The sequence below is a fragment of the Oscillibacter hominis genome (genome assembly GCF_014334055.1).
GTDB lineage: Bacteria > Bacillota > Clostridia > Oscillospirales > Oscillospiraceae > Oscillibacter > Oscillibacter hominis.
Map to the genome: position 1 here is coordinate 986,240 of NZ_CP060490.1, position 12,616 is coordinate 998,855.

At 57.9% G+C, this 12,616-nt stretch carries 9 protein-coding genes and 2 riboswitches; of the genes, 5 read left to right on the top strand and 4 right to left on the bottom strand.

Features of this window, described 5'->3' with window-relative positions:
• Positions 1-26: 26 nt before the first annotated feature.
• Positions 27-494 (bottom strand): helix-turn-helix domain-containing protein, encoded by a 468-nt coding sequence (locus H8790_RS04895; RefSeq protein ID WP_187333809.1) that lies wholly within the window; start codon positions 492-494, stop codon positions 27-29.
• Positions 495-667: 173 nt separating this feature from the next.
• Here H8790_RS04895 and H8790_RS04900 point away from each other — a divergent pair, with 173 nt between their 5' ends.
• Both H8790_RS04900 and H8790_RS04905 read left to right on the top strand, forming a co-directional pair.
• Positions 668-862, top strand: coding sequence for a helix-turn-helix transcriptional regulator (locus H8790_RS04900; protein WP_187333810.1), 195 nt, complete (start codon positions 668-670; stop codon positions 860-862).
• A 104-nt stretch (positions 863-966) separates the two neighbouring features.
• Positions 967-1,362: a hypothetical protein gene (locus H8790_RS04905; protein WP_187333811.1), complete on the top strand. Its 396-nt coding sequence runs from the start codon at positions 967-969 to the stop codon at positions 1,360-1,362.
• A 32-nt stretch (positions 1,363-1,394) separates the two neighbouring features.
• Here the strand turns inward: H8790_RS04905 and H8790_RS04910 are convergent, their stop codons facing one another.
• The gene (locus H8790_RS04910; protein ID WP_187333812.1) at positions 1,395-1,613 is read right to left on the bottom strand and encodes a glutaredoxin family protein; all 219 of its coding nucleotides are present in this window, start codon (positions 1,611-1,613) and stop codon (positions 1,395-1,397) included.
• 212 nt (positions 1,614-1,825) lie between these two features.
• Between H8790_RS04910 and H8790_RS04915 the strand changes: the two genes are divergently transcribed.
• On the top strand, positions 1,826-2,902 hold the full coding sequence (locus H8790_RS04915; protein WP_187333813.1) for a DUF4397 domain-containing protein: 1,077 nt from the start codon (positions 1,826-1,828) through the stop codon (positions 2,900-2,902).
• Positions 2,903-2,952: 50 nt separating this feature from the next.
• Here the strand turns inward: H8790_RS04915 and H8790_RS04920 are convergent, their stop codons facing one another.
• Together H8790_RS04920 and H8790_RS04925 are read right to left on the bottom strand one after the other, a co-directional pair.
• Complete coding sequence (locus H8790_RS04920) at positions 2,953-7,845, bottom strand: S-layer homology domain-containing protein (RefSeq protein ID WP_187333814.1); 4,893 nt, start codon at positions 7,843-7,845, stop codon at positions 2,953-2,955.
• A 137-nt stretch (positions 7,846-7,982) separates the two neighbouring features.
• Positions 7,983-8,065: riboswitch (cyclic di-GMP riboswitch) on the bottom strand.
• 292 nt (positions 8,066-8,357) lie between these two features.
• Positions 8,358-8,918: an energy-coupled thiamine transporter ThiT gene (locus H8790_RS04925; RefSeq protein WP_187333815.1), complete on the bottom strand. Its 561-nt coding sequence runs from the start codon at positions 8,916-8,918 to the stop codon at positions 8,358-8,360.
• A gap of 85 nt (positions 8,919-9,003) precedes the next feature.
• Positions 9,004-9,114, bottom strand: a riboswitch (TPP riboswitch).
• Between the two features lie 82 nt (positions 9,115-9,196).
• Between H8790_RS04925 and H8790_RS04930 the strand changes: the two genes are divergently transcribed.
• Together H8790_RS04930 and xdh are read left to right on the top strand one after the other, a co-directional pair.
• On the top strand, positions 9,197-9,835 hold the full coding sequence (locus H8790_RS04930; protein ID WP_187333816.1) for a thiamine diphosphokinase: 639 nt from the start codon (positions 9,197-9,199) through the stop codon (positions 9,833-9,835).
• A 135-nt stretch (positions 9,836-9,970) separates the two neighbouring features.
• Positions 9,971-12,520, top strand: coding sequence for a selenium-dependent xanthine dehydrogenase (gene xdh, locus H8790_RS04935; RefSeq protein WP_187333817.1), 2,550 nt, complete (start codon positions 9,971-9,973; stop codon positions 12,518-12,520).
• Positions 12,521-12,616: the final 96 nt, after the last annotated feature.

Genomic DNA, 12,616 nt, shown 5'->3' on the forward strand with positions numbered 1-12,616 from the left:
AACTCCTCTGAAGTGCTTTGCAGAACTCAAGGCTCTTCATCTGTTTCTTTGGCCTTCAACTCCAGGATGCGCGCTGCATCCGGAGAAATCTGACCCACTGGGCCGCCCCGGGCGACAATGGGGACATCGTATCCCTGAGGGAAGGGGATTCGCTTCCCGGCGGAGCGGGAACGGCAGACGGGTTTGGGCGGCTCCTGTGCCTTTTTGAAGGCGATAAAGGCCAGGACCTCCTTTTGTGCATCCGGGGAGAGGGCGTCAAAGGACAGCAAGAGTTCCGCCTTTTGATCGTCCTTTTGGGGCTTTTCCAAAAGCAGGTCGGAGAGCTCTACATGCAGAAGCTGGAGCAGCTCGCTGAGCTTGTCCGTCCGGGGAATGTTTTGCCCCGTGCACCAGGCGGACACCGTGCCTTTGGCGACATGGAGCTGCTTAACAATGTCGATCTGTTTGATCGCTCTTTCCGCCATTACTTGGTTGAGGTTTTTTGCGAAGATCACACACATTTCCCGCTCTGTCAATTCTATCACCCCGTTTCATATGCATTCTACATGAAAACTGAACAAATTGCAATAGAAATCCAAAAATGTTCAGTTTAATTTAAACATCTGCTTGACAGATATGGTCGGTTGTCGTATGATAAGTTCAATTAAAACGAACGGAGGTGCGTGAGATGGAGTACAAGATTACGCTCAGGGCGGCGCGGATCAACGCCAATCTGAACCAGTCTGACGTTGCTGCGGAGCTTGGAGTCTCAACAGAATCGGTTGCAAACTGGGAGCGGGGAAAGGTTCCGCTGAAGGCCACGACCCTGGTGCGGCTGTGCCAATTGTATGGCGTCCCCATTGACAATATTTTGTTGCCATAATAGTTCATTTAAAACGAACGAACTTATGTACGAAGAAGAGATCGCCCTGATGTGCAGTGCGCAAATTGCCGGATCAGCCGATGGGCACTGCGGCGGAAGATACAATGGGAGAGAGGAGAATTGACACGGCAGACATAAAAGCAATACAGCTGGAAGGGACGGGGAGCCCAAATGCGGCCACCATGGCCTGTCTACGGCAGATTCTCTGCCTGGTGCAGGAAACACTGAAGCGGCACGGCAGGCCCGCTGTATGGCCTGTGGGGAAGGGCAGGGGGGCCATGGACGAACCAGACCTTTTACAGCTGGCGTTTTGCCTGGATTACATCGCGCAATGCAAAGAGGGGATTGATGCGGTATCCGCAAGGTCCGCATCGGACAGGCTCGGTGAGCAGGAGGCCGGGCGGATGAGAAAGGCGTTGGGAGAGGCGGAGCGGATGACTGTACGGCTGCTGGTTTCCCTTTTTCAGGAGGAGATATTGGACGAACAGAGAGGGAAGTAGGGATTGTAAAAGAGACCCGATCCCATCTGGGATCAGGCCTCTTCTTTGCTCTGCTGATTGACCCACTCCACCGCTTCCGGATAGAACATCCGACGGCCGTCGGCCTCCAGAACCGGCACGGTGGTGAAGCCCAGCTTGCGCATGGCTTTTGCATCCGTACATTTCTCGTAGGGAATGCCGCTTTTATCCAACAGCTTCTCCAGAAAAATGCAGTTTGTGCAGTTGAGCGTATACAATGTTGCCTGGCTCAAAAGAATCCCTCCTTATGCTCTCTGACGGAGCGTCTGCTCCTTCGGAAAACGCACAGTAATAGTATGGACGGCTGGATGCGGGTTATACCTAAAAATCGACATTTTTATCAATGAAGGAGAGACCTGTGACAGGCAAACAGAAGCTTCAGGGCATACAATGAACCAGGCGCGCAATGAAACTGCGCGCAATCATTTGAAAGGAGCTTCACTCCATGCCAACAGAAAATGATCTCCGGGATGTGCCGGCAACGCCCCTGCCGGAAAACACCCCCGTTGTTCCCTTACCGCCTGTCGTGCCGGATGGGGGAGATACACCGGTGATCCCTCTGCCGCCCATCGTAGACCAGCCTCCTGTGGCAAACCCGGATCAGACGCCGGTGATCCCCCTGCCGCCCATCGTAGACCAGCCTCCTGTGGCAAACCCGGATCAGACGCCGGTGATCCCCCTGCCGCCCATCGTAGACCAGCCTCCTGTGGCAAACCCGGATCAGACGCCGGTGATCCCTCTGCCGCCCATCGTAGACCAGCCTCCTGTGGCAAACCCGGATCAGACACCGGTGATCCCCCTGCCGCCCATCGTGGGGATGCCCATGCCCGGCGTCCGGCCGGAATACCCAGGATATGCGACGGTGCGTTTTCTCAACGCTGTAGCGGATGGGGAGCCTGTCCGGGTGGCGGTTGGGTCAAGAATCGTAGCCAACAACCTGGCGTTTGGAAATCTTGGCAATTATTTCAATGTGATCGACGGATTCCGCACGGTCACCATCTACAGCGTCCGCTCCCCCCGGACAGTGCTCTATCAGAGCAGCATACCCATGAGCGCCAGCGAGGTGATTACCTTGGCCATTGTGCGCTCAGGCGGAGTGCTGGATTTGGTGCGGGTGTCGGATAAACCCTGCTACAACCGGCCGGCAAACCGGGCCTGTATCCGTGCGGTCAACCTGGTCTACAACAGCCCGGCCTTTGACGTAGTACTGGCGGACGGCCGGGTGGTCTTTACAGATGTGCGCTACAAAGAAGTGACGGTTTGGCGTCAGGCGCGGCCCAAGGAGTATGATTTTTATATTGCTCAAACTCCGTACTCACTCAATCGGATGTATGATGACATCCAGACTGTGGAGGATATGCCCCTGGCCATGGCGGGCTTCTACCTGCCGGGTTACGGCTCTGTGGATCCGCTGGTGTCCTTCTATGTCAACGCCAGAGCCGGAGCCATGAATACGATCTACATTTTAGGGAACTGGAATATTTCTCAGGTAATCCGCACCAAAGTGGTGGAGGATTTTTAGCTCCAACTAAAAAGAGACCGGAGCGAAAGCTCCGGTCTCTTTTGGGCTTGTTATTTTGCCACGGTTTCGCAATAGCGCATCAGGATGGTAGCCACCTGGGCGCGGGTCGCGTTGCCCTTGGGAGCCAGGGTGCCGTCGGCCTTGCCGGTGATCAGCTGCTTGCCCACCGCCCAGTTCATGGCGGAGACGGCGTAAGCGGAGATGTCGTCGGCATCGGGGAAGGCGGTCAGGTTCTCTTCCAGGGTTACGGCGTTCATACCCTTGTACTGCGCATAGCGGTACAGGATGGCGGCCATCTGCTCCCGGGTGATGTTGCTGTTGGGAGCGAAGGTGTCTTCGGTGAAGCCGTTGACGATGCTGTTGGCGCTGGCCCAGGCCACAGCCTTGGCGCAGTAGCTGTCAGCGGCCACATCACTGAAGGAGGCAGACGCCGCGACAGCGGGGGAGCCCTCCAGGCGGTAGAGCACGGTGACCAGCATGCCGCGGGTCATGGTGGCGTCGGGGCTGAAGGTGGTGTCGGTGGTGCCGTTGAACAGGCCCTTCTCCACCGCGTACTTTACAGCGTCATAGCACCAGTCGTTTTCATCCACATCGGTGAAGGGGTTCTTCCAGCCGGTGGGAGGTGTGACGACAGAGGAGCCGCCGCCGCCTCCGCCACCGCCGCCGGAGTTGGAGGAGAACTTAGCGGTCGCGGTGACAGTCTTTCCGTCCAAAGCATCCAGCAGATCGTCGGTCAGGGTCTTATAGGTGCCGGAGATGCCCTCAAAGGTCCAACCGCTGAAGCTGTAGCCGCTCTTGGTGGCGGTGGGCAGCGTGTCGCCCACATTGAGGGACGTGAAGGACTGGTTTTCAGCCACAATGGTTTCACCGTTCTTAAAGGTGACGGTTGCAGTACGATTGTCGGCCTTCAGGACGAATTTACTGAAGCCGTGGGTCACGGTGAAGGCTGCAGTCTTGGAAGTTTCGCCTTCAACAACAGCCTGGTAATAGTAAACGCTGCCGTTGGACTTGGTGTGCTGGACCTTCAGATTCTCCGTGGCAAAGCCATCGGGCAGGGGGATGGTGATGGTTACGGGGGTGGTGACGGTCATGGTTTTGGCGGAGCCGACTACTGCGGCATTGGTACCTATGACGATTGAGCTTGCCGTTGTCGGATTTTCTGCAGTAGTGGCCACGGTGTTGTACATGGGGGTGATATTCAGCTCCAGCTTGGCTTCCGCACCCTCCTGGACGCAATCCACTACCTCAACAGCCAGATAGGGCTGTACCACGATGGTGACGGTTTTATTTGCGGTATCAATATTCGCCTTTTCAAGAGCATTCTTGACACTGGTGTCCGAGCTGGTCAGATTTGTGTTCTGAGCCACCTTGTTGGCGGCAGTATCCAATCCTTTGGGGGCGGGAGTGGATTTCGATGCCTCAGCCATCTCTTCAGCGACGGCAATCAGATCATCGCTGGCGTTTTCAGGGGTTTTCACATCAGGAGGAGCCACGACCACTGCAACATCGTTCTTCTTTTCCTGCACTGCATACCGATAGGTGATGCCGCCGGTGGTGTAATCCTCGGTCACGGCCAGATATTCAGCGGCAAGGTAGGCGGTGGGATCGGAGGTAAACCGTCCGCCGGAAAGGGTGAGGTACTCGTTGGCCTGCTCCCACGGGCTGGCCGCATTGCCGCTCCAGGTGTAGGCCAGGACGGAGGCATTGTTTTTGGCGGAGAAATAGCCGCCGGACACAGTCATCTTGGGAGCTCCGCCGGGATAGCTACGGTTGACAACAGAGAGGGCCGCGCCGTCTGGGATGAATCCGTCGCCGGTCTTGCCGGCTCTCAGGTCCTCTCCGGTTGCAGAAATCGAGCCGCCGGTGATATTGGCGATGACGCCCTCACCGGAGCACAGCTGCACGCCGCTGGCGCCTTCCAAAACAGCATTCCCGGAGATGTTCAGCACGCCGTTCTGGGGATGATACAGGGCGCCGCCGTCCGCTCCGCTCTGGCGGACGGTGCCGCCGCTCACGGTAATCTCCGTCCCATGATAGGTTCCGTTTCCGGTGATCCCGTAGGATACGCCCTCGATCGTGCCGCCGGTGACGGTCAGCTTGGAGCGGCTGCTCATCTCAGCGGAGAGAGTTCCGCCGGGTTGCAGGGATTCGACCGGATAGGGGCCGGCCACCAGAACGCCTGCGTCGCCCTTCACATGGGCGCCCTGCCTGACAATGGCCTCGCCCCAATAGACGCCCGCCTTATCTTTGATGCAGTTACCCACCTGTATGGCGGTAGCGTTCGACAGGATGTTTGCCCCGTTTTCCACTACGACGGTGGCCTGCTGGGCATACAGCGCCACTCCATCCTTAGAGGTGTTGGAAATGGTGCCGTTTTTCACCGTGAAAGTGCCGCCAATCACCGCCACCGCATAGCTGCTGTTGGTAGAGGTGAACGTGTGGCCGCCAAGGTCCAGGGTCATGCTTTTCCCGACTTTCAGCATGTCTCCGGAATCCGTATCCTTCAGCAGCTTGATGGTGGCGTTGTCCTCAGCCGCAGCCACTGCCTCGGCCAGGGTGCCATACTTGTTGGCACCGATCTGGGCCACCGCGCTGTTGCTGACCATGTAGCTGTAGCCTTCCTGATCGCTGGGCTGGACATAGTAGTTCTTTGCAAGGTACGTACTGTCCGGCTTGGCGGAGAAGTAGCCGCCGGTGATGGAAACGGTTTCCTCCACTTCAGTCTTCTCAGCAAACAGCATGCGGACCATTTGGCCGGCCTTGCTGGAGAAGCAGCCGCCCTGAATAGTCAGAGACAGAGGGAAGTTGTAGCCGCACTCCACATAGACGGCGTCACCGGTCAGATCGGAGATGCCGCTGGAAACAGCTGCGTCGGGAACCTCGGAGGTTTCCCGGGTTCCGGTGATTTTTGCGCCGTCCTCAATGATGACGTTGCCGCCCTTGATGCCAAGACCGGTGGAGCCGGTAATTTCCGTGCCGCTCTTGATGGTCAGAGAGCTGTTTTCCTGGCCGGGGAAGTAGACGCCTTCACCAGCGGTGGACGTGACCTTAACGCCGTCCAAGACCAGCTTGGCGCCGAGGACTTCGCCGTTCAGCACCACGCCGAAGTCATAACCGATGATTTCGCCGCCCGTGGCACTGTCCGTCAGCGTAATGTTGGCGTAATTGGGGGAGAGGGCTGACTGCTTTACAGGAATGATGCCAAATCCGTAGCTGGGTTCAGAAGAATTGGGGTTGGGGTCAGGACTGCCTAATTTATGGCCATTGAGGTCCAGCGTGTAGGTGGCGTAAGACAGGGCCTCAAAGTAGGAAGCCTCATCCTTTTGCATAACCACCACATCGTTGACCTGGCCGGAGGATGTGTCGTTCCGGCAAGCCACGGACAGGGCGTTGCCCAGAGTTTCGTAGCCTGTTCTGCCGATTGTGGCGCCAAAGCTGCTGGTTGCGGCTACCTTGCCGCTTGAGCTGCTCTGATCGCCGATGCTGTAGTTGTCGGGGATGTACTTGACAACCACGGCCCGCAGGGCTTCCGGCACGAATCCGGCCGTGATCTGCTTGCCCTCCATGGTAAAGCCACCGATGGTTCCATCGTTGACGGTCAGGGTTCCCACGTTGGACAGTTCAGCGCCCGTAGACACCAATTGGGCCAGAGAACCGTTGTAGGTCACCGACTTGTTCTGCGCATTGATGACCGTGTTTGCGGGCAGGGAGCCCAGTGTCACGTTCGCCAGCAGCAGGATGGGCTTACCGTCTGCCTGCGCGATTGCAACGTCGATGTCCATATAGGAGGTGCCGCCCTCCACATCGGCGGCATAGGCCACGGCGCCCTCTGCCGGAGCGGCGATAGCCTTGGGATATGTTTCCTTGGTGGCCGTGTCTGTATTGGCAACCACCATGTAGGGAGCCCTTACAAAGTCCGTGACGTTGCTGTTCGCGGTATAGAAGCCGCCGGTGACCTCCACATTGGCGGGCTTATTGCTGACCAGTGTGGTATCGCTATTGTAATAGCCGCCTTCCAGACGAATATGGCCGCCCGCGTTGTCTGGGTTACCATACATTTTTACAGAGCCTGCAACAGTTACGCCGCCCGTCATCACAAGGGTACCCTTGGAATTCCAGGTGATAGAAGCTGCTGGCTTTCCGGCGTTTGCGGTGATGGAGCCGCCGTTTACCGTAAAGGTGCCGCCGGCGTTGGAAACTGCGGCATAGATGGTTTCGAATGTTCCACCGCTCATCGTACAGTCCTTCAGCAGGACGTCATTGGAGTCAAGATTGATGGCATACGTGCTGGTGCCGCCTTTCACGGTACAGTTGTTCAGGCGCACCTGATCCGCTGTACCGTTGATTGCTGCACTGCCATTGCCTGTCATTTCAAAGGTACAGTTGTTCGCGGTCAGGGAACCGCCGGAGGAAAGCTTTACTGCGGACCCTGTGGAGCCTGTCAAAGTGCAGTCCGTTATCGTTACGGGAGCACTGATTGACAATCCGTCGCTTTTCTCATAAGATACGGTGCCGTTTTTCACAGTGATTTCTGCCTTCAAAGAATACCAGCCATATTCTTTTGCAATCAGAGAGTGTCCAGCCAGTTCGAGCGTGACTGCTTTATCGATCGCCACACTGTTGTCAGATGTTGTGGCAGTGACGTCAGCCAGCAGGATAATGGTGTTGCCGTCTTCGGCCGCAGCCACGGCCTCTTTCAGCGTGGCAAATTCCTTGTCGCCAATTTTAGCCTCATTGGCGGCCTCGGTCGGCTGGTCCTGTCCGCTCTGATAGGCCGCTCCGGCCTCTGCAAGGACAGACTCAGGCTCCTGGGTCTCCTCCACCGGTTCCATAACCTCTTCAGGCTCGGCCGGGGCTTCCGGCTCCTCCGCAAATACGGCGGTGGGCAGGAGGGAGAGCGCCAGACACAGGGCAAGGAATATGCTGAGCATCTTTTTCCTCATAAAAATTGTTCCACCTTTCTTCATTTCCTCTGTTCTCTTCTGCGGGAAGGGATGTTGAAATTGTTCGATAGAATCACCTCGCATAAAAAAGAGCTTGCCGCAAGTATCATTTGGCAAGCCTCGGGTCCATCCCGGAAGTGGGCAGCTGGCTGGCATACAAATTTGATTAGCCCCTATAGCATTGCGTCCCTGCTTTTCAACAGGTTTGCCAAATATTTTTATGCGGAATGCCGGCAGACGAAAGGGAGAGACTTTACGGTCCATTTACGCTTGGTAAAAGAAAACCGCCTCTTCCGCTGGCAAAGGCGATTACAATGCATGTTCAGATATAACTTTGCCAGCCCCAAATGGGTTTGGTCACTTGGCATACTCCTTATATTGCTTTTAATTATACAGGAAACGGGAGGGAAAAGTCAATAGCGCATGGGAAATTTGGGACAAGCAGGAGAGGAGAGGCGTGCGCAAAAATCAAAAACCCCGCCCCGGAAGGTTGCTTCCGGAGCGGGGCTCCATTACGCCTGATTTAGGTCCGCGCAGGCAAAGTATTTGCGAAGCGGTCTTTGCAGCAGCGCAAACGCCACGACGCATAAGATGGCGTCGGGCAGGGCCCAGGTCATGTTGTACAGGAAGGAGTAGACCCACTCGTTGGTCATGGCCATGCCTAAAAATTCTTCCGGCATATATTCGGCCCAGACCGTGGCGCCCACCACAAAGCTGGAGAGAAAGCGCAGGAAGGTGCCGATGACGGTGCCAAGATAGATGCCGCCTTTTTTCCCGTGGAAGAATCCCGCGCCTGCACCTAAGAGCGTGTAGGCCACCAGATAATCGGCGATCATGGTGGTCCAGGAGATGGCAATGCCATTTCCCAGGAAATACTGCATCAGCCCGTAGACGAACCCAACGCCGGTGCCCCAGGCCAGGCCATAGCGGAAGCAGAAGAAGATGATGGGCACCATGGCCAGGTCGATGGAGCCGCCGCTGGGCAGGGGCTCAATCTTGATGTAGCTGAGCACCTGGGCCAGGGCCAGCATGATGGCGGCCTCGCAGAGGCATTTGACCTTTGCATTTTGCATGGGGAGACAATCCTTTCGTGAATAGAGTCCAATTCCGTAAAAAAAATCCCGCATGGCGAGCCATGGGGCGTCGCAATGCGGTCAGCATACAATATCATCGCATTCCTACGCCGGCATTACCCGGATCAGGTTCGAGGGACTGGGCGGCGATACGCCCGATCTCAGCCGGCTTGCGCCAGCGCCCCTTGGAATTGTCGCATTTACTATAACAAAGGCGAATGGATTTGTCAAGGAGGACGACTTGTGGTAAACTGTACAAAACTGCAGGGAGGGATGGAATGAACGCCTGTTTTATTTTCGGGGCCGGGACAAATTACGGCCTATACTGCCGCCCTGAGGCCGGCGACTATGTGATCGCCGCCGACGCGGGGTATCTGACCTGCCAAAAGGAGGGAATCCGCCCGGACCTGCTGATCGGGGACTTTGACTCCATGGCGGAGCCGCCGGATTTTCCCAACCGGATGCGCCTTCCGGTGGAAAAGGATGATACGGACACCATGATGGCCGCAAAGATCGGTTTGGATAAGGGCTGTAAGGTATTTTACATTTACGGTGGGACCGGAGGGAAACGCCTGGACCACACCCTGTCCAATTTGCAGATGCTGCTCTTTTTGGACGGCAGAGGGGCCCGTGGGTATCTCTATGACGACGCGTTTGTCTACACGGCCCTGTGCAATAGCTCCCTGACCATTCCCAGAGGGCCGGAGTGGGGACTTTTGTCGGTTTTTTGTTTCGGGGCGCCTGCCACCGGCGTGGGGGAAGAGGGCGTCCAGTATCCGCTGAAGGACGCGGTGCTGACGCCGGAGTTCCCCCTGGGGGTCAGCAACCACATTGTGGCGGAAGAGGCAAAGATCACCGTGACCCAGGGCAGCCTCATCGTGGGATGGGAGCTGGAAAAGGCTAAAAGTTTTTTATGAATCCAAACAAATTGGAAGCATTTTCTCTTGCAGTCCCCGGTGAGGAATAGTATAATTGGATAAAAGAGCGCGGAGGAGAGCCTCCGCATCTGGCAAAAATAACGAACAGCGCTCCGCTGGGTAAGGAGATGGACGATGGCAACATTTACCGTGAACGGCCGCGTGGTCAGCGTGGAAAAAAATCAGAAGCTGCTGCGCTATCTGAGGGATGAACTGCATTTGACGTCCGTCAAGGACGGGTGCAGCGAGGGTGCCTGCGGCACCTGCCATGTGCTGATCGACGGGAAGGCCACCAAGGCCTGCATCCCCCAGACCGACAAGTTGGAAGGCAAGGCCATCGTGACCGTGGAGGGGTTGTCGGATTTTGAAAAAGAGGTCTATACCTATGCGTTCGGCAAGGCCGGCGCGGTCCAGTGCGGCTTCTGCATCCCGGGCATGGTGATCTCCGCCAAGGCGCTGTTGGACATGAACCCCGACCCCACGGAGGAAGAGGTGGCCTACGCCATCCGCAACAACATCTGCCGGTGTACCGGGTATGTGAAGATCATTCAGGCCATTTTGCTGGCGGCGGAGGTGTTTCGGATCGGCGAGGTGCCCCGGGAAAGCCAGGAGTGGAAAGTGGGCGCCCGGGTGCCCCGCATCGACGTGCGGGAAAAGGTCACCGGCACCGGCCAGTATCCCGACGACGTCTATTTGGATGGGATGATCTATGCCAGCGCGGTCCGTTCCGCTTATCCCCGGGCCATCGTCAAGGCCATCCACACGGAGGAGGCCCGGGCACTGCCCGGGGTGGTGGGTGTCTTCACCGCCGCCGACGTGCCGGGCATCAACAAGGTGGGCCATTTGGTGAAGGATTGGGACACCATGATTGCGGTGGGGGATACAACCCACTACCTTGGCGACGCCATCGCCCTTGTGGCGGCGGAGGACCGTGAGACGCTGGAGAAGGCCAAAGCGCTGGTACAAGTGGACTATGAGGTGCTGGAGAGTGTGCGCAGCGCCGAGGAGGCCCGGGCGGAAAACGCCCCCCTGGTCCACAGGACCGGGAACCTGCTGGCCCACCGGCACATCCACCGGGGAAACGCGGCCTTCGCCATTGCCAAATCCAAACACGTGCTGACCCGGCGGTTCCACACCCCGTATACGGAACATGCCTTTCTGGAGCCGGAATGCGCCGTGGCCTACCCCGACGGGGACGGGGTCATGGTCCTCTCCAGTGACCAGGGCACCTATGACACCCAGCAGGAGACCATGCGCATGCTGGGACTTGGGCCAGATCAGGTGAAGGTCCGCAATATGCTGGTGGGCGGCGGATTCGGCGGGAAAGAGGACGTGACGGTTCAGCACCATGCCGCCCTGGTGGCCTATCTCACCAAGCGGCCGGTGAAGGTAAAGCTCAGCCGGGCAGAGAGCATTCTGATCCACCCCAAGCGCCACCCCATGGACATGGAGTTTGCGCTGGGATGCGACGAAAACGGCATCATCCAGGGCGTGGCGGCCCAGATCATCGCCGACACCGGGGCCTACGCCTCTTTGGGCGGGCCGGTGCTGGAGCGGGCCTGTACCCATGCCGCCGGGCCCTACAACTACCAGAACTTTGAGATCGACGGCTACGCCTATTACACCAACAACCCTCCGGCCGGAGCCTTCCGTGGCTTCGGTGTGACCCAGTCCTGCTTTGCCATTGAGAGCCTGCTCAATGAAATGGCGGATGTTGTGGGCATCTCCCCCTGGGAGATCCGTTACCGCAACGCCATCCGTCCCGGCCAGGAGCTGCCCAACGGCCAGATCGTGGACGAATCCACCGGACTGGTGGAGACCCTGGAGGCCATCAAGCCCTATTACGACAGCGCCAAGTACGCGGGGCTGGCCTGCGCCATGAAAAACGCCGGCGTGGGCGTGGGCATCCCGGACACCGGACGGGTCAGGCTTGCGGTCCAGGAGGGGAAGGTGCACATCTACGCTGGCGCCTCCTGCATTGGCCAGGGGCTGGGCACGGTGCTGACTCAGACCGTCTGCGGATTGCTGTCCATCCCGCCGGAGCAGGTGGTCTACGAGCATGCAAACACCTATGAGTCTCCGGATTCCGGCACCACCTCCGGCTCCCGCCAGACTCTTTTTACGGGAGAAGCCTGCCGCCGGGCCTGCGAGAGCCTGCTGAACGCAATGAAGGAAAAATCCTTGACAGAATTGGAGGGAAGGGAGTTCCGGGGCACATACCTTGGGAAAACCGACCCGCTGGGAGCGGATGTGCCCAATCCGGTGAGCCACATCGCCTACGGCTATGCCACCCAGATGTGCGAACTCAACGAAGACGGCACCATCCGTCAGATCGTGGCGGCCCACGACGTGGGCAGGGCGGTGAACCCCCTTTCGGTGGAAGGCCAGATCGAGGGCGGTGTGGTCATGTCCATGGGGTTTGCCCTGACGGAGCAGTATCCGCTAACGGACTGCAGGCCCACTGCCAAATTCGGCACCCTGGGACTTTTCCGGGCCCACCAGGTCCCGCAGATCAAGGCCATTGTGGTGGAGAAGGATGGGCTGAAGGTTGGAGGAGGAGCCATCGGCATTGGAGAGATCACCTCCATCCCCACGGCGCCGGCCATCGCCGACGCCTATTACCGCTATGACGGGAAGCGGCGCAGTGCCCTGCCTCTTGAGGACACCCCTTACAGCAGGAAGTAACTCGGTTTCAGAAAATGCTGAAGGCCGGGGAGACTGCGTCGCGGGCAGCCATCTGTCCCCGCATTGGCAAAAAAGAAACAGCTCTGCCCGCGGGGC